At 33.8% G+C, this 18,957-nt stretch carries 12 protein-coding genes, 3 tRNA genes and 1 pseudogene; 7 read left to right on the top strand and 9 right to left on the bottom strand.

Translation table 11 applies throughout. The features are described 5' to 3' along the window. The first annotated feature begins 319 nt into the window (after window positions 1–319). Complete coding sequence (locus ABID42_RS11675; RefSeq protein WP_367283796.1) at window positions 320–1,990, top strand: dihydrolipoyl dehydrogenase family protein; 1,671 nt, start codon at window positions 320–322, stop codon at window positions 1,988–1,990. Between the two features lie 71 nt (window positions 1,991–2,061). On the opposite strand, the gene ABID42_RS11670 is transcribed toward ABID42_RS11675, so the two are convergent. The 4 genes from ABID42_RS11670 to ABID42_RS11655 all read right to left on the bottom strand — a co-directional run bounded on the left by ABID42_RS11670 (window position 2,062) and on the right by ABID42_RS11655 (window position 4,453). Further along, window positions 2,062–3,819, bottom strand: coding sequence for a hypothetical protein (locus ABID42_RS11670; RefSeq protein WP_367283795.1), 1,758 nt, complete (start codon window positions 3,817–3,819; stop codon window positions 2,062–2,064). Window positions 3,820–4,076: 257 nt separating this feature from the next. Next, window positions 4,077–4,148 (bottom strand) — tRNA-Glu (locus tag ABID42_RS11665). Between the two features lie 62 nt (window positions 4,149–4,210). After that, window positions 4,211–4,282 (bottom strand) — tRNA-Glu (locus ABID42_RS11660). Between the two features lie 99 nt (window positions 4,283–4,381). Further along, window positions 4,382–4,453: transfer RNA gene (locus ABID42_RS11655), tRNA-Glu, on the bottom strand. Window positions 4,454–4,723: 270 nt separating this feature from the next. Here ABID42_RS11655 and ABID42_RS11650 point away from each other — a divergent pair. The 3 genes from ABID42_RS11650 (at window position 4,724) to ABID42_RS11640 (ending at window position 8,120) form a co-directional block, all read left to right on the top strand. Beyond that, window positions 4,724–6,307 carry a putative maltokinase gene (locus tag ABID42_RS11650; protein ID WP_367283794.1) on the top strand — a complete coding sequence of 528 codons (1,584 nt, stop codon included), beginning with the start codon at window positions 4,724–4,726 and terminating at the stop codon, window positions 6,305–6,307. 287 nt (window positions 6,308–6,594) lie between these two features. Further along, window positions 6,595–7,422, top strand: coding sequence for an orotidine-5'-phosphate decarboxylase (gene pyrF, locus ABID42_RS11645; RefSeq protein ID WP_323261174.1), 828 nt, complete (start codon window positions 6,595–6,597; stop codon window positions 7,420–7,422). A gap of 26 nt (window positions 7,423–7,448) precedes the next feature. Next, the gene (locus ABID42_RS11640) at window positions 7,449–8,120 is read left to right on the top strand and encodes an acetoacetate decarboxylase family protein (protein ID WP_367283793.1); all 672 of its coding nucleotides are present in this window, start codon (window positions 7,449–7,451) and stop codon (window positions 8,118–8,120) included. A gap of 859 nt (window positions 8,121–8,979) precedes the next feature. Here ABID42_RS11640 and glgB read toward each other — a convergent pair. The 3 genes from glgB to pyrR all read right to left on the bottom strand — a co-directional run bounded on the left by glgB (window position 8,980) and on the right by pyrR (window position 12,803). After that, a complete protein-coding gene (gene glgB, locus ABID42_RS11635) occupies window positions 8,980–10,998 on the bottom strand; it encodes a 1,4-alpha-glucan branching protein GlgB (RefSeq protein ID WP_367283792.1) in 2,019 nt (672 codons plus the stop codon). A 340-nt stretch (window positions 10,999–11,338) separates the two neighbouring features. Next, complete coding sequence (locus ABID42_RS11630) at window positions 11,339–12,265, bottom strand: aspartate carbamoyltransferase catalytic subunit (RefSeq protein WP_323328936.1); 927 nt, start codon at window positions 12,263–12,265, stop codon at window positions 11,339–11,341. 1 nt (window position 12,266) lies between these two features. Continuing rightward, complete coding sequence (gene pyrR, locus ABID42_RS11625) at window positions 12,267–12,803, bottom strand: bifunctional pyr operon transcriptional regulator/uracil phosphoribosyltransferase PyrR (RefSeq protein ID WP_367283791.1); 537 nt, start codon at window positions 12,801–12,803, stop codon at window positions 12,267–12,269. A 169-nt stretch (window positions 12,804–12,972) separates the two neighbouring features. Between pyrR and ABID42_RS11620 the strand changes: the two genes are divergently transcribed. Both ABID42_RS11620 and ABID42_RS11615 read left to right on the top strand, forming a co-directional pair. Next, entirely contained in the window at window positions 12,973–14,313 is a 1,341-nt protein-coding gene (locus ABID42_RS11620) for an NAD(P)/FAD-dependent oxidoreductase (protein ID WP_367283790.1), read from the top strand. 5 nt (window positions 14,314–14,318) lie between these two features. After that, window positions 14,319–15,392: pseudogene (locus ABID42_RS11615) on the top strand (4Fe-4S binding protein); the annotation flags it as partial. Window positions 15,393–15,397: 5 nt separating this feature from the next. Here ABID42_RS11615 and ABID42_RS11610 read toward each other — a convergent pair. Further along, window positions 15,398–15,844 (bottom strand): DinB family protein, encoded by a 447-nt coding sequence (locus ABID42_RS11610; protein WP_367283789.1) that lies wholly within the window; start codon window positions 15,842–15,844, stop codon window positions 15,398–15,400. Between the two features lie 57 nt (window positions 15,845–15,901). After that, on the bottom strand, window positions 15,902–17,860 hold the full coding sequence (locus tag ABID42_RS11605) for an alpha-1,4-glucan--maltose-1-phosphate maltosyltransferase (protein ID WP_367283788.1): 1,959 nt from the start codon (window positions 17,858–17,860) through the stop codon (window positions 15,902–15,904). 256 nt (window positions 17,861–18,116) lie between these two features. Here ABID42_RS11605 and ABID42_RS11600 point away from each other — a divergent pair, with 256 nt between their 5' ends. Beyond that, the gene (locus ABID42_RS11600) at window positions 18,117–18,935 is read left to right on the top strand and encodes a septal ring lytic transglycosylase RlpA family protein (RefSeq protein WP_367283787.1); all 819 of its coding nucleotides are present in this window, start codon (window positions 18,117–18,119) and stop codon (window positions 18,933–18,935) included. Window positions 18,936–18,957: the final 22 nt, after the last annotated feature.

Raw genomic sequence — 18,957 nt, 5'->3', positions numbered from 1 at the left:
GCATAGACAAATTTAGGGCTGTTTTATTTAAAAATTGAATTTTAATAAGTTTCAAGTAATAAAAATACATTGACTGCTTTTATTGGAAGACTAAATAAAATAAATAAACATTGAAAAATGAAGACAAAATTATATTTTTTCAAGATAGCTTTTGAAAGCAAGTGTTTAGCCTTATTTTTGAATTCTAAATTGGTTGTGTAGTTGTTTTTATTAGTTTTTAGTTGTTGATTTACCCAAATTTTATCAGAGTTAATCACAATTTGGCAAATAGCTATTTAACCATTTACCAAAAACAGTAAATTTTCCTATAATAATAAAAATGGCAGAAATCATAACCATGCCCAAAATGAGCGACACCATGACAGAAGGTGTTGTTGCAGAATGGCTCAAAAAAGTTGGTGACCCTTTAAAGACTGGTGACGGCTTGATTGCAGAAATCGAAACAGATAAAGCGACTATGGAGCTTGATTTGGACGAAAGAATGGATTTGAGCAATTTCAAAGATTGCCGAATTTTATACATTGGTTTAGAGAAAGGTAAGGCCGTACCAGTAGATAGCATTATCGCTATTATCGGTGAAAACGGTGAAGCTTACGAACATCTTTTGACTGGCGGTACTCCTGCCAAAGCGGATGTTCCTGCTACTCCAGAAGCACCAGCGGCAGTGGCTGAAACAGCTGCTCCAGCTGTAGATACTTCTAATATTAAAGCAGAAGTAATTGGAATGCCTAAGATGTCGGACACGATGATGGAAGGTACTTTGGTTACTTGGTTAAAGAAAGTTGGTGACTCAATTAAAGCGGGAGATGCTCTTTTGGCTGAAGTTGAAACCGATAAAGCTACAATGGAATTTGATTTAGATAATTTCATTGATGTTACTAAATACAATCCTTGTACTTTATTGTACATCGGTATTGAAGAAGGTAAAACAGTAAATGTAGATGATGTTATTGCAGTAATCGGAGAACCTGGTGCTGATTTCCAAGCTTTATTAAGTGGTGGAAAAACAGCTTCTGCTCCAGCGGCGGCGGCTCCAGTTGCTTCGGCAACGCCTGCACCAGCAGCAAAAGCGGAAGAAGCTGTAGTTGTATCTGATGCAGATGGAAGAGTAAAAGCTTCTCCATTAGCAAAAGCTTTAGCGAAAGATAAAGGTATTAATATTGCACAAGTAAAAGGAACTGGTGAAAACGGAAGAGTAGTTAAAGCCGATGTTGATAGCTTTGTTCCAGCTGCGGCTGCTCCGAAAGCAGAAGCACCAGCAAAAGCTGCTGCGGCTAAACCAGCTTTTGTTCCAGTAGTTACTGGCGAAGAAAGTTATGAAGAATTCCCAGTGAATCAGATGCGTAAAACGATTGCACGTCGTTTATCAGAATCTAAATTCTCTGCGCCAGAATTCTATTTAACCATGGAAATCAACATGGATAAAGCAATGGCAGCAAGAGTATCAATGAATGAAATTTCACCAGTAAAAATTTCATTTAACGATATGGTAATCAAAGCTGCTGCTGCTGCATTGACTAAACATCCAAAAGTAAATTCTTATTGGTTAGGAGATAAAATCAGAATCAATCACCACGTACATATCGGTATGGCTGTGGCTGTTGAAGATGGTTTATTAGTACCAGTAATTCGTTTTGCTAACACTAAATCACTTTCTCAGATTTCTGCTGAAGCCAAAGATTTAGGTGGAAAAGCTAAAAATAAACAATTACAGCCTAAGGATTGGGAAGGAAATACTTTCACGGTAAGTAATTTGGGGATGTTCGGTATCGACGAGTTTACGTCTATCATTAACCAACCAGAATCTTGTATTTTGGCAGTTGGTGGTATCAAGGAAACTGTTGGTGTGAAAAACGGACAATTCTATGCTACTAACGTAATGAAAGTAACACTTACTTGCGACCACCGTACAGTTGATGGTGCAACAGGAGCTGCTTTCTTACAGACTTTCAAACAATTATTGGAAGATCCATACAAATTGTTAGTCTAGTCTTTAGATACAATATAGTAAAAGCGGGTGAAGATTTATTTCTTCACCCGCTTTGTTTTTATGAGATTCTGTTACTTAAAATTCAGGAAAGTATAAAAATAATCTTTATCAGCTTTGGGAATTTGTTTTAATGCTGTGTTTTTATAAGTAGGATTGGTTGTTTCCCAAGCGTCTGGAGTAATGTGTATTTCTTGGTAAACACCATCTACATTAGCTCTGAGCCATACTTCAGTTGGTTCGACACCTTCGGCTCTCCAACACATAGCCTCTAGTTTTTTCTTTCCTACTTTTGTACGGCAAGGTAGAATATTTGGTGAATCTGCCCATTCTACAGCCTTATGTTTAACCCAATGAACATGGTCGTAACTTTGTTCGGTTTCCCAATATTGAGGAACCATGTCAAGATAAGCATCAGCACCACCATTTGTCATTAACATTTTTATTCCTGCAAAAAAACCAATATAAGTGTCATGCGCTTTATTATCAATAAATGAATTTTTATCCCATTGATGTAAATCAACATTATTCATGTAATTGATTGTAACAATATCAAAAGCATAGTGTCTTCCTGCCATTCTGCCTCTATGCCCCATTACTGCATCTGGAACAATATTCCCATTAGCTAATTTTACATAAGGATTTAAGCCTATTGGACCTTTATCAGCAATCACTTTCGTTAACATCTTATTTCGGCGATTATTAAGTTTGTATCTACAGTACCAAGATTGCCATTCGAGCAAAGTCCCTGCTCTGGCTAAGAAATGTTCAGTGTTTCTCGTTACTCCGTATTTATTAATAATGATGCTATTTCCATTGCCTAAATCAAAATTTTCACCCTGTCTTGAAAATTCATTCGAATAAAACGAAACTTCGTTACTTGGAATAATATTGGGGTAATCAATCGGTCTTTTATTGACAACTCCCTTTGAAGGAATTGAAATAGGAGGGGTGGAAGCTTGCCAATCTTCAGAGAATTTAGCTTTTCTACTGGTATAATTGCCCTCACTATCTGGATAATAGAACATTGCATTTTCGCCAGTATCTCTATCATGGATATACCCTAAAGTATTTATTGGACCACCATAATCTGAAGAAATATCGCCTGTAGTATTTTCAGCCATGCCGATAAGTAATGCTCTGTGAAGTTCATCACCATAATCGGCTGTTCCATCTTCAACATCAATCGCCACCAATCCTCTGTGTGATTTTCCTTTGATATTATCTCCCCAACCCATAGTAGCATCAAAAACAGTAGAACGCCCAAAATCATAAGCACCTTCTATACCAATACTAGACAATTTTTTACCACCTTCTAAGCTTCCTTCAAAAAATCTATGCTGATAAGGAATTGTACTAATAAACTCTTGATAACTTTTGCCAACTACAGGGTCAATGTCTTTTTGCCAAGCTCTTCCATGTTCCAAGTCATAAGAGTGAATGTATTCAAGACCTCTTTTACCATTTCCATGATAAAATTCTGGTACAATAGTAGCATTGCCCATCAAACCAACTTCCCAAGGATTAAGGTGATTATCTGAAAAAGGTTTTCCCCAAAAATTCCACCATACAGCCCATTTGGGTCTGATATAACCTTGGGCATTTGTATAACTAGGTATTTTAAAAGTACCGATTAGGTGTAGAGGAAGTTCATTTACTTTTGTTTGGATGGCAATTTCCTTTGCTACATTACTAATTGATAAAAGAGTATTGGTGATTGTTTTTGTAGGAAGTGGCAGTGTCTTTTTTGAAACATCATTAATCTTTTTATCCGATTGTTGTGCACATGAAACAAAAGAAATGAGAAAGAATAGCGAGAATGTTTTTTTCATTTTTAAAGGAATTAGATTCAATTCATAACTAAAATAGCCTTATAATGTAAGCTTAAATTTTACTGATAACGAACAAGAAGACAAACTAGCGTATTTTATTAAATATTAGAAATAGATTTTCTAGAAATAAGATTTTTAAGGGGGAAAAGGAGGCTGAAGAATACTTGATATGTAAGGAAGAGTTTCAAAACTATAGTAAAAAAGAAGCGACATCTTCGCCTTGAAAATGTCGCTTTTGCTAAAATAGCTATTTTTTGTAGTCCGTACGGGAATCGAACCCGTGTTTCATCCGTGAAAGGGACGTGTCCTAACCCCTAGACGAACGGACCATTGTGGGTTATAATAAAATTTACTTTTAATGAACTTCAAACAATGTTTATCATTGTTTTTGTAGTCCGTACGGGAATCGAACCCGTGTTTCATCCGTGAAAGGGACGTGTCCTAACCCCTAGACGAACGGACCATTGGGTTATAATAATTTTTACTTTACTATCACAAAACATTTTTTGTGATTAGAATTAAAAACCCTCCATATTGATATGAAGGGCTTGTTAACTTCTTGTAGTCCGTACGGGAATCGAACCCGTGTTTCATCCGTGAAAGGGACGTGTCCTAACCCCTAGACGAACGGACCATTGGGTTAAAACTTTTTCGATATTTGGTATCGCTGTTCGTTTTTCGTGGTGCAAAGGTAGAGAGAATATTTAGAATACACAACCACAAAATGAAAAAAAAGCAAACAAATTGTTAAAGTTGTTGATAATCAAAACATTGTAGGGTATTTTTTTTGAAAAATATTTTTTATGATAATGAAACCAATATTCTACTTTTTTTAAATATAAATATATTCTAAATTTAAACTCAGAAAATACCATTTTTATAAATCAAAATTCCTTCCTAAATAATGATTCAGTCAAAAATAAACTCACTAAATTCAAAGATTGCTTGGGAAAAAATCCGTGCAGACACAGAGCTTTTCGACAATTTTGAAAAAAATGTTTTACCGGCTTACATGAATACTTGTAGATGGTTTGCTGGAAAAGCCAGAATTCAAAAGGCTTTTAAAGTAACAACAGCTTTGGAAATTCCAATTGAAGAATCAATGGCATTGTTGATGATTGTTACTGTTTCTTATGAAGATGGTGAGATTGAAAATTATTTATTACCTGTTTCATTTATTGATGCTAGCCATAATAAAGATATTGCTCCAAAAGGAATCATCACTTTGGCATATATCAATAATAAAAGAGGAATTATTGTGGATGCGATTTATGATGAACGTTTTCAACAAGCTATTTTTTATCATTTAGCACATGCAGAAAATATTGGACAAGCTAAAGGGAAAGTAGATTTTACTCGTGGCAAGGGTTTTTTAGGAGAAGATATCAATGCACCGATTTCTTCAAGAGTTTTGCCTGTTGATTCTTCAAATTCTGCGATTGTTTTTGGCGATAAATATTTTTTGAAGCTTTACAGGAAATTGTTTACAGAAACCAATCCAGAAGTAGATATGGTTGAATTTATTACTGAACATTCCAATTTTGCTTTTATTCCTGCTTTTGCAGGGAGTTTGGTATGGAAAGAAGACCTTAATCCAGATATTACGCTTGGTATGATGCAGAGAATGGTAGAAAACCAAGCAGATAGTTGGATACAAACGGGCGAACAATTGGAAGATTTTGTTGAAGCTTTTATGGCAAAATCATTTTCAATTAAGGAGGAAGTATTTCAACAAGTAGAATTACTGGCGCAACGAACCGCTGAAATGCACTTGGCTTTGTACAATACTGAAGCTGAAAAAATGTTTGTTCCTGTAAATTTTGATGATACTTATCGGAAGTTTTTGCACGATAGATTAACCAACCTTTTAGATAAAAGATATAATTTACTCATTGATAATTATACAAAAATCACAGATGTCGTGACCCGAAAATTAGCTTGGGATTTTATGGAAGCCAGAGAATTGATTGATGAATTTGCAGATGGAATTTTAACCAAACCAATTCTTTCTCAAAGAATCAGAATTCATGGAGATTATCATTTAGGACAAGTATTAGCTACACAAAACGATTATATAATTATTGATTTTGAAGGAGAGCCAGAAAGCTCTATTACCGACAGGAAAATTAAACATTCTCCTTTAAAAGATGTAGCTGGAATGATTAGGAGCTATCATTATGCTATTTCAGCAAAAATGTTGAATGATGCTATTGCATTAAAATTTGAACCTCATCTAGTACAAACTGTAGCAGACCGCTGGTATAAATTGATTCAGCAAACTTTTATGGATAAGTATTTGGATACTTTTGGGCATCCACATCCATTGTTCAAGAATAATAATGAAATAAATTTTTTAATGTTGATTTACTTATTAGAAAAAGCCGTTTACGAATTGGGCTATGAAATTAATTATAGACCCGATTGGGTTAAAATACCATTGAAAGGAATTGTGAATGTGATTCGTGAAATTGAGAAATTAAAAATGTAAGATATTTAACTGCAAAAAACCTAAGCCTCAAACAAGCTTAGGTTTTTTTAGTGTTTTTGAAGACAAAGTACTTTGACTTTTGTTTCATAATTCCTTTAAACAAGGCTTGTAATTGGTGTTTTTTAAATTGTATTAAGTAAAAAAAAGATTAGATATGTAAGTTTTTTTGTTTTTTGACCACGAACAGATTAATATTGTCCACAAAATTTGCTTCTTCAGAAGATTAAGCAAATTTCTTTCTCCAATTAAACTTAGCACTTTTTAGAAAGAAAACTAAGATTTTATAAATGACAAAGTCGCAGCTTTTTGAGCAAATTTTACAAAAACAATCATATCTGTGTATTGGTTTAGATACTGATATTCAGAAGATTCCCCGACATTTACTTCAAACAAAAGACCCAATTTTTGAGTTTAACAAACAAATTATTGATGCTACTCATCAATATGCGGTTTCATATAAACCCAATATCGCTTTCTATGAGGCTTTTGGTGCCAAAGGCTGGGAAAGTCTTCAAAAAACATTAGAATACATTCCAAAAGAATGCTTTACTATTGCTGATGCAAAAAGAGGTGACATTGGAAATACTTCAGGTTTATATGCTAGAGCATTTTTTGATGAACAATCATCGGGATTAAACTTTGATTCTGTTACTGTGGCACCATACATGGGCGAAGACTCTGTAAAACCTTTTCTTGAATTCGCTGATAAATGGGTTATCTTGCTAGCACTAACGTCAAATGCTGGGAGTAAAGACTTTCAAACACTTTCGTTAACCAATGAAAAACAACTTTTTGAGGAAGTTCTTACAAAATCTCAGGAGTGGGGCAGTTCAGAACAATTAATGTATGTAGTGGGTGCTACTAAAGCAGCAATGTTACAGAAAATTAGGAGTATTGTTCCTGAACACTTTTTATTAGTACCAGGTGTTGGAGCACAAGGAGGAAGTTTAGAAGAAGTATCTAAATTTGGGATGAATAAACAATGCGGTTTATTAGTTAATTCATCAAGAGCAATTATTTATGCTTCATCTGGTGAAGATTTTGCTGAGAAGGCAGCTCAAGAAGCGAAAAAAGTACAAACAGAAATGCAAACGTATTTGGCTACTTATTTATAAAAAAACTGGACATTAAACCTATCAATATGCAAAATCAAAGTGAAATAAAACTTCTTGCTGAAGCTCCTTGGCATTTAACAGGGAATGCTTACGCAATGATTTATAAGTTTCCGAAAGAGTTTGTTATTGGAAATGGATTTATGGAAGATTTTCAAAAAAGTAGATTTCTAGGATATTTTGGAACAGTAATGTTAGTCGATTACCAATCTTCAAATGTTGGTAAATATCAAGAATTACTTTTTATTCCTGGTATGTTTACTTTTGATTGGGCAAAAGTATTTTCAATCAGCAAAATATATGTTTCTTCTGATGAAAGTGTTTTAAACGGAAGAAAAAATTGGGGAATTCCAAAAGAAAAAGCTGATTTTGAATGGTTAAATGAAGCAGATGGTAAAACAAGTGTAAAGGTAAGGTTAGATAATAAAATTATTTTTGAAGCAAAATTTAATAAAAACTTTTTGTCTATTCCATTAAAAAATAACTGGTTCACTTTTAAATTGGCTCAAAAATCAGAGAATAATTTAATGATTACTCCTTTTAGTTTTAATGGAAAAATTAAACTTTCAAAAGTTAATAAAGTATTGGTTGATGGAACTCACTTTCCTGATGTTTCACGGTTATCACCATTATTAACTATTCAAGTAAGTAATTTTAAGATGAACTTTGAGGCAGCGAAGATGAAAGAAAATTATTTTTGATAATACTTATTGGTTTTATCTAATAAATAATCCCTGAAATTTTTGTTGATTGTAAAATGAGTTATATATTTGTTAAAGAGATTATTAATCAAGTTATGGTTGACAATTAAGAGTAGTTAATATTCTCTATACTTGTACTTAATAACATTCCGCCAAGTGTTAGGAAAAGATAAGAAAAAGCTTACATCATTTTGATAGCTTTATTGATTTCTTCTTTTATAGAATCCTCTCAACTTGCGGTCTCAATCTAACATTACGAACAATTAATTTTCTGTGATTTACTTATAAAGTATTTCATCTAAAAATACGAGAAAAAATATTGGGCTATGCCCTAAAGATTACTACTTAGGCGGATTGTGTAAAGACTCGGAGCAATGCATCGAGTCTTTATTTTTTTATAAATTTCACAACCACTAATAGACTTATTGATGAATATTTGATTAAGAAATCTAAATTAAAAGACACTTAAATCATCATATTTTTTCGCTCAAACAACAAATTCTTAAAATTCACATCAAAATTTTAGCTTGGAATGGCTAAATTCTTACTTCGTGTAATTCTTGTAAAAATCATAGCATTTTAAATACAACATCGGTGGATTTGTGTTAATTTTACTTAATCAAATAACAAAATTATGGCGGTAATTTACTATTTGATTACTACAGTAATATTTTTAGATTCTATTTTATGGCGGTAAAAAAGAGTTCTAAAATATTATTTACAGACAAGTAAATTTATTTTATTTGTTGTATGATGATTTTGAAAAGACCCTTGAATTGGCGGATTCATAGGTCTTTTTTTTGTTTATACTCTATAAAAAAAAAGGGATGATACTTTCTTCGTATCATCCCTTTTTACGTTATTTAACTTTAAGAATACTTGCTCCGAGTGGAGGTATCGTTAAAGAAATGGAATAGGCTTTTCCTTGCCAAGCAATTTCTTCAGCCATAATTACTGATTTATTGGTTTTTCCGCTTCCTCCGAAATGGTGTTCATCTGAGTTCAAAACTTCATTCCAAATTCCTTGCATTGGTACGCCAATTCTGTAATTATCTCTAGGAACTGGCGTCATATTCAAGATAATGATAAGCTGTTCTTTATTGACATTTCCTTTTCTTGCATATACAACAACTGAATTATCTCTATCTGAAGTATCAATCCATTCAAAACCTTCATGTGAGAATTGCTTTTCGTATAAAGCAGGCTCTGTTTTGTATAAATTATTTAGTGCTTTCATAAGGTTTTGGATACCTATATGCGGGGCATGATCTAATAACCACCAATCTAATCCTTTTTCAAAATTCCATTCAGATGTTTGACCGAACTCTCCACCCATAAAAATCAGATTTGTACCTGGGTGAGTAAACATGTATGAAAAGAGAAGCCTTAAATTCGCAAATCTTTGCCATTCATCGCCTGGCATTTTTCCTATTAAAGATTTTTTGCCATAAACAATCTCATCATGAGAAAGCGGAAGCATAAAATTTTCGGTGAATGCGTAAACCGTAGAGAATGTTAATTGGTCTTGATGATGACGACGATACATTGGGTCTCTTTGGAAGTAATTTAATGTATCATTCATCCATCCCATCATCCATTTTTGACCAAAGCCTAAACCTCCAGCATAAATCGGTCTTGAAACGCCCGTAAATGAAGTAGATTCTTCTGCGATAATTTGAATATCTGGAAACTGAGAGTAAATCGTTTCATTCAATTCTTTGAAAAGAGAAATGGCTTCAAGGTTGTGATTTCCTCCAAAAATATTAGGTTCCCACTCACCATGTTTTCTAGAATAATCTAAATAAAGCATTGAAGCAACGGCATCAACTCTTAAACCATCAGCATGGTAGCGTTCTAACCAATAAATAGCATTAGAAATCAAAAAGCTACGCACTTCGTTTCTACCATAATTGAAAATATAAGATTTCCAATCTGGATGATAGCCTCTACGCATATCTGGGTGTTCGAATAAATGAGTTCCATCGTATTCGTATAACCCGTGTGCATCGCCCGGAAAATGAGAAGGAACCCAGTCGAGTAATACTCCAATATCGTTTTTATGGCATTCTTCTACCAAATACATGAAATCCTGAGGTGTTCCAAAGCGAGACGAAGGAGCAAAATATCCAAGTACTTGGTAACCCCACGAAGGCTCATAAGGGTGTTCCATAATTGGCATGAATTCGATGTGCGTGAAGCCCATTTCTTTCACATAATTCACCAATTGGTCTGCTAATTCTACGAAGGTAAGTTTTTCATTTCCTTCTTTTCTTCTCCAAGAACCCACATGTACTTCATAAACAGACATCGGGGAAGTCAAAGAGTTTTTTGTATGACGCTTTGCCATCCAGTCTGAATCTGTCCATTCATACCAGTTGTCCCAAACTACTGAAGCGGTGCGTGGAGGTGTTTCAAAGTGTTGAGCATAAGGGTCCATTTTTTCAATAAAACGGTTATCCTGAGTTTGGATACAGAATTTGTAGGTTTCTCCTTTACCAATGTAAGGAATAAAGCCTTCCCAAATACCTGAAGCATCCCAACGTACAAATAAATGATGGCTACCTTTATCCCAATAGTTAAAATTCCCGATGACAGATACTGATTTTGCTGAAGGAGCCCAAACTGCAAAATAGACACCTTGTACGCCCTGACATTCTGTAATGTGTGAGCCAAACTTTTCAAATAATCGGTAATGTTTTCCAGCTTTAAAGAGATCAATGTCGAAATCAGAAAAACGACTGAATACTTCTACATTTTTAAGAATTACTGGAGCACTTTGAGTCTGGATTACTTCTGGTACTTCTACAACTTCTTTTTTACTTACTTTTTTCTTAGTTGTTTCGGTTGGTTGAGTAGTTGTTTTGGACGTTTTTGCCATTTTAATTATGGTTAATGGATTTTTTGCAAAGCGAATTGATGTCTTTTTGTAAATATAAAATTTCTTTTGAAATAGATTCGGTTAAGCTCATAGAATTTTATTTCATCATTAGTTAGTGAAGCGTAAAATACCGATAATAAAATTGAAATGAGTTTGATTGTCCTTTTTTGTTTACAATTTCGTGGAATAGTCTATTTTTTTATCAAATATACAATATTTTGCCTTTTTTAGAGCTTGAATGGTAATTTTATAAAAAATAGAAAAAAAGAAATGAGAAAAGGAACAGGAAGAAAGAAGCTTACTCATAGCATTGTAGGAATACTATGAGTAAGAATAGAAATTAGTTTTGACCAGCCAATAAATAAAGTACTGCCATTCTTACAGCAACACCATTTTCAACTTGGTCAAGGATAATTGAATGATGAGAATCTGCGGCATCAGAAGTAAGTTCAACCCCACGGTTTATTGGTCCCGGGTGCATTACGATGATTTCTTTATTTAAATCATCCAACATCTTTTTGTTGATACCAAAATATAAAGAGTATTCTCTAAGCGTAGGGAAATACTTTATTTGTTGTCTTTCTAATTGAATTCTCAGTACATTCGCTACATCGCACCAAGCTAAGGTTTCTTTTACATTATGTGAAACTTTTACGCCTAATTCATTCACATAACGTGGAATCAAGGTTGATGGTCCACAAAGTGTTACTTCGGCTCCTTGTTTGCGAAGCGCAAAAATATTTGATAAGGCTACTCTTGAATGTAAAATATCACCAATAATTGCGATTTTCTTTCCAGCTAAATCTGTTCCTAACTTTTCACGCATTGAAAAAGAATCTAACAATGCTTGTGTTGGATGTTCGTGGGTTCCATCTCCAGCATTGACAATATTGGCAGAAATATGTTTTGAAAGAAAATGAGGAGCGCCAGGACTAGCATGACGCATCACAATCATATCTACTTTCATTGCCAAAATATTGTTTACAGTATCAAGAAGTGTTTCTCCTTTTTTAACAGAACTTCCAGAAGCGGAAAAATTGATAGTATCAGCAGATAAGCGTTTTTCTGCTAGTTCAAAAGAAAGCCTAGTACGAGTTGAGTTTTCAAAAAATACGTTTGCAATTGTTACATCACGTAGGGAAGGTACTTTTTTGATGGGGCGATTAATTACTTCTTTGAACTCCTTGGCAGTAGCCATAATGAGTTCGATGTCGTCGGGTGTTAAATCCTTAATCCCCAAAAGATGTCGAGTACTTAGTTTTTGCATGCTATTTTGTAATTAACCAAATGTTATCGGCTTCATGCCCTTGTTCTTTCCATTCTACTAATACTTTTTCGGTAGCAAGGGTATTTACTTTTTTACCAACATAATCAGGATTTATGGGTAAATCTCGGTTGTAAATTCTGTCAATCAATACACATAATTCAACCTTACTTGGACGCCCAAAAGCTGTCATAGCATCTAGTGCTGCTCTTACCATTCGGCCAGTTGCCAGAACATCATCAACTAAAATTACTTGTTTGTTTTCAATGATGAAAGGTACTTTGGTAGCATTGGCTTTCACTAATTCACGGCGACGATAATCATCACGATAGAAAGTTGCGTCTAAATAACCAATAGGAATTTTAACACCAGTAATTGATTCTAGTTCTTGATGTATTCTTTCAGCAAAGAAAATACCTCTTGGTTGTAAGCCAATAATCACAGAATTTTCGAAATCCTGATGATTCTCAATCAATTCTTGACAGAGACGACTAATGGTAATACCTAGTAGAGGACTGGATAGGATGAGTTTGTGTTGCATTGAGTTTTTGTGATTAATTGACCTCGATGCCAGAGAATCGTGGCACAAAGATAGTATCCTTTGCGGATTGCTGAATGATGGAAGTAGAAATTTTTATTTTATGATACTTCTGAACAATCACTAGCCATCAATTTATTGTAAATTCGAAAAAGATTTTTAAGAATCAAGTATGAAACATATTGTCATTGTAGGAAATGGAATTGCGGGAATTACTGCGGCTAGGCACATCAGAAAACTAAGCGATTACAAAATCACGGTTATTTCATCAGAATCAACACATTTTTTTTCAAGAACAGCACTCATGTATGTTTATATGGGACAAATGAAGTACGAACATACTAAACCTTATGAAGATTGGTTTTGGGAGAAAAATCGCATTGAATTAAAGTATGATAAAGTAGAATCAATCAATATTGAAAGAAAAAATCTTCAGTTAACTAAAGAATTACTTGAGTACGATCAATTGATTTTAGCAACAGGTTCAAATTATAATACTTTGCCCAATATTAATCCTGCTATAAAAGGAGTACAAGGGCTTTATCATTTACAAGATTTAGAGAAGTTAGAAGAGAATACTAAAAACATTAAAAAAGCAGTAATTGTAGGAGGAGGTTTGATTGGAGTAGAATTAGCAGAAATATTGATTTCTAGAAATATTGAAGTTACTTTTCTAATCCGTGAAAATACTTTCTGGGGAAATGTACTGCCGATTGAAGAGGCTAATGTTGTTACTCAACATCTAACAAAAAAGGGTGTTAAAGTATTAATAAATACTGAATTAAAGGAGGTTTATTGTTCTGTAAATCAGTGTGTTATTGGTGTTTTGACGTCAAAAGATAAAAAGATAGATTGTGAATTTATTGGATTGACAATAGGAGTAAGTCCAAATATTGATTTAGTGAAAAATACTTCAATTGAAAGTCGAAAAGGTATTTTAGTGAATGAGTATTTAGAAACGAGTGAGCCAGATATTTTTGCCATCGGCGATTGTGTAGAACACAGAAATCCTCCGAATGAAAGAAAGGCGATTGAGCAGATTTGGTATTCCGGAAAATTAATGGGAGAAACTGTCGCTAAAAGCATTTGCGGAAGTCCAACGAAGTACGAACCTAACATTTTTTACAATTCTGCCAAGTTTTTCGAGATAGAATACCAAGTTTATGGTAAAATAGCACAGATATTAACTGCGAATGAACGAACATTCTATTGGGAGAATCCAGAGAATAATAATTGTTTAAGAATTAATTATGATGCTGAAAGTGAAAGGATTATTGGAATTCATGCTTTGGGCATTCGTTTGAGACAAGCAACTTGTGAAAAATGGATTCGAAATAAAAGTACAATCAAATATGTGCTAGAACATTTAGACGAAGCCAATTTTAATCCAGAGTTTTCAAAACCTTTTATTAATGCTATACTTGAAAAGTACAATCTGGAGCATCCTGAAAAGCCCATTTTGATAAAAAAGAAGAAAAATATCGCAAATCTTATTTCAAGGATTTTTAATTAGACGCAATGAATAATAATTATATTTTTCAAAATCCAGCAACAAATAGAGGATGGCTTGGAATGCTGATAGGCAGTCTGCTAATTATCTTCTACATACTTCTTTACTGGTTTCCTGCATCCATTCAAGGGCTTATTTCCTTGACAGACCCGATAAGTTTAATCATTAAAGGAAAAGTGGCTGATCAGTGGTTTTTTTATGGCTTCATTTACACGATTGCCATTTTAGGAATGGGAATCAGAATGATTCGTAAATATCGCCACAACAATTATCAGAAAATAAGAACCATTTCGGTGATGTTCTTTCAAACCTGCTTCGCTTTTTTAATTCCAGAATTACTTGCTCGTTTGAATTTACCTTATCAAGACTTTAAAAATATATTCCCTTTAGATTATGCCTTCTTTTTTGATTATAATATAGAAAAGAAAATTGCTGCGGGTACAATTGGCTACTTTATGTTGGCTTGGGGTATTTTCTTGTTTATTGTTGGCGTTCCAGTAATGACTTATTTTTTCGGAAAACGATGGTATTGTTCTTGGGTTTGCGGTTGCGGAGGATTGGCAGAAACTGTAGGAGACCCATTCAGACAATTATCAGATAAATCTTTAAAAGCATGGAAAATTGAACGTTACTCTATTTATGGAATACTAGCTTTCTCTTTGATAATGACAGCTGGAGTACTTTATACTTTTTTTACCAAAGAGAGTAAACTCTTCGGAATTATTGACACCAATTTTATCCGATACATTTATGGCTTTTTGATTGGAAGTATTTTTGCAGGAGTTGTCGGAACAGGCTTTTATCCATTAATGGGCAACCGTGTTTGGTGTCGATTTGGTTGCCCTTTGGCAGCTTATTTAGGAATCGTTCAGCGATATAAATCAAGATACAGAATCAGCGTAAATGCTGGTCAATGTATTTCTTGCGGGAATTGTTCTACTTTTTGCGAAATGGGCATTGATGTAAGAGCTTATGCGCAAAAAGGACAAGATATTGTTAGGGCTTCTTGTGTTGGTTGTGGAATTTGTTCAGAGATTTGTCCTCGTGGAGTCCTAAATTTGGAAAATTTCTCAAGAAAATAACTTTACTACATTTCACTAATAATTCTTCTGTGATAGTTAATTTGTCCGAGATGATAAGTAAGATGTCCATGTAAATGAATCAAGAAATACTCGATACTCATTTCATAACCCAATACATTTTCTGGATAAGTATTTGATAATTGTTCGGGGCTTAATTGAGCAAGTGTAATTGTTACAGATTCTAATGTTTCATTGATGGCTTGGAGTACTTCTTGTCGTGGAATATTCTTTGCTGAAAATTCAAGTTCACGATTTCTGATATATTCAATGTTCCCTAGATTTTTGCCGATATAAGTTTTCAGATTTCCGACCAGATGTAACGCTAAGTTTCCAGCGGAATTATTTATTCCATTTACTGTTTGCCAAATAAGATTTTCGTCAGGATACTGTTCTATTTCTTTGATAAGAACTTTTAAATCTCTTTGGAATAATGTTAATATTGCTTCTTTCATGTTAGGATGATTTTAAAAGACCTTTTCTTATTTCTGAAGAAAAGGTCTTTTTGTTTTCTAAATATCTTCAATTCTAAATAAGTGCATTGGCATAATGTGTGGATCTAAATCAATGAAGTTGTATTCGCCACGCCAAACATATTTTGCACCAGTAATCAAATCATGAACGATATATTCTTGGTCAGGATGTTTATGAATTAAATGCAAGGGAATTCTTACATTTCCTCCCTGACGATTGTGAGGGTCAAGATTAACGGCGCATAAAATCTTATTTCCGTTTGAATGCGTTTTCAAATAAGCCAATACTTGGTCATTCTGAATATCACAGAAAGTAATATTATTGGTTCTTTGTAAAGCTGAATTTTCAATCCTCGCTTCATTGGTTTTACGGATAACATGGGTTAGTTTATTTTCCATTTGCCAATCCCAATGTCTTATTTCGTATTTCTCAGAATTTTTGTACTCTTCTTTATTAGGATTTCCTTCGTTAATCATGTATTCATAAACAGGTCCGAAAATTCCATAGTTAGACGAAAGTGTAGCTGCCATGAAGTAACGAATAATAAACATTGGCTCAAGCCCTGTTTGTAAGCACCAAGGAAGAATATCATGCGTATTTGACCAGAAGTTTGGACGCATATATAAAGCTTGTTCGGTTTTGGTCAATTCATTCATGTAGCCAATTAATTCCGCCTTTGTATTTCGCCAAGTATAATAAGTATAGGAATGCGTATAGCCCAATTTAGCTAATTGTGCCATTACTTTAGGTTTTGTAAATGCCTCAGCCAAGAAAATCATGTCAGGATACACAGTTTGTACTTCGGCAATAACCCATTCCCAAAATCCAAAAGCTTTAGTGTGTGGATTATCAACACGAATAATTCTGATTCCCCATTCAGCCCAAGTCATAATTACCGTTTTCAATTCTTCCCAAAGTCCTTGCCAATTTTCAGACTCAAAATTGATTGGATAAATATCTTGGTACTTTTTCGGAGGATTTTCAGCATACTGAATTGTTCCATCAGGGCGAATCTTGAACCATTCTGGATGTTCTTTTGCCCAAGGATGGTCGGGAGAACATTGAATCGCCAAATCCAAAGCCAATTCAATTCCCATTTCGTTACAAGTAGCAATTAAATGTTTTAGGTCATCTAATGTTCCTAATTCTGGTAAAATAGCGGTATGTCCACCTAGTTCTGAGCCAATTCCATAAGGTACTCCCGGTTCGTCCTCTTCACAAGTGGTACTGTTGTTTTTCCCTTTTCTGAATTGCTTACCGATTGGATGAATTGGCGGAATATATAAAACATCAAAACCTAATGATTTTAAACGAGGAAGTACATTTTCTTCGACATCTTTAAATGTTCCGTGCTGTCCTTTTTTAGAGGAGGCAGAACGTGGAAACATTGAGTACCAAGACGAGAATGCTGCTTTTTCTCTATCAACCCAAAGTTTTAGTTCTTTATGAGTAGCTATAAACTGTTTATCTGGATATTGTTCAATCCAATGGTGCATTTTTTCACTATGAGTAAATGCGATGGCTTCGTTGTAAGTATTTTTGTCTCTGAAAATTTTTGCAGTAGCTTTCAATTCAGTTTTATCTTCTTTTGAAGCTATTTTAGCCATTTTGTCAAGAATGTTAGCACCCATCAAAAGTTCAACATTGACTATTTGACCATCCTTGATTTTCATATCAATTTCATGTTCCCAAGTAGCAGCATGATCAACCCATGCTTCAATCGTATAAGTATAAAAACCATTTTTAGCAGCTTCAAAAGATGCCTCATATCGGTCATTATTGACGAAACTCATTTTTTTCTCAGTCCAAGCTTCATCAGTTGAAAACTTGTAAAGTAATCTTGCGCTTAATTGGTCATGTCCATCCAAGAAAATATCAGCTTCAACTTTGATGGTATCGCCAATAAAAGCTTTTACAGCAAAGCGTCCTGCATCGAGTTGTGGGCTAACATTTTCAATGATTACCCTTTGTTGTCCTTGAATTGTTTTTGAAATCATATTTGTATATCAAAATGGTTAAAAATGTAATTATAAAGTACTTAGAAGTACAATATTCTAAAATTAGACTAAAAAAATGAGATGTAATTATATCAATTTTTATGTAATTATAGTAAAAAGTAATTAATTTCACATGGTTGCCTGATTTAATAAGATAAGAGTATATGTTTTTTATTATCTGATGAAAAACTTGTACTTATTCGTGATATTCTAAGTAGTATATTGTTAGCTTTAAATTTATAAATTAAAAAACGCTGTGAAAAAGATCATCGCTTACTCAACCCTATTTTTATTGGTAAAAGCTTCCTCCTTTGCCTCTATCATTGAACAAATTCCTACAAAAAGCTTTGCCGAAGAAGGCATTGCTCGTTACTATGCGGCTCATCTCAAGGGTAAATATACCTCTTTTGGTGAAAAGTATGATGATACTCAGCTCACCGCTTCACATTCTAGGTATCCTCTGAATACTATTTTAAAAGTGGTTAATCTCGAAAATAATCATGCTGTAGAAGTAAGAGTAAATGATTATTGCGAATGCGAGAAAGAGGACAGAATTATTAATCTTTCCAAAGAAGCTGCTTCCAGGCTTGGTATGATGGCAAGTGGAAAAGCAAGAGTACGGATTGAAGTACTTTCACCAATGGCTTCGAATACTCATAAAAGAGCATCAGATAGAATTGCGGAAAGTATAATGCCTGAAAGGAGAGAAGTACTTTCAAAAGATAGTGGAAAGAGTTATGAAAACAATCTTTACATTAATTCAATAGCAACAAATCCTCCATTTTCAGCTGAAAGAACTTATGATATTGATGGTACAGAGAAATTCCCAAAAGGCTATGCTGTGCAAGTTACTGCATTGACAAATTTAGGTTTTGTAAGAGATTTATATGATGAGTTACTAAAAATGGGAATACCTAAAGAAGAAATTTTTATACAAGTTGCTCTCAAAGAAAATGCTAAGTTATATAGATTACTCTTTGGAGAATATTATTCAAAAGAACTAGCGAATGAAAAAACCGTTTGGCTTTCACAACAAGGTTATACGGGCGTTGTTCGTTCTCATTATAATTTATAAAAAAATGGATGTCAGAATTTAC

The sequence above is a fragment of the Arcicella rosea genome (genome assembly GCF_040543805.1).
Taxonomy (GTDB): Bacteria; Bacteroidota; Bacteroidia; order Cytophagales; family Spirosomataceae; genus Arcicella; species Arcicella rosea.
This window is presented reverse-complemented; position numbering and strand designations above follow the sequence as displayed.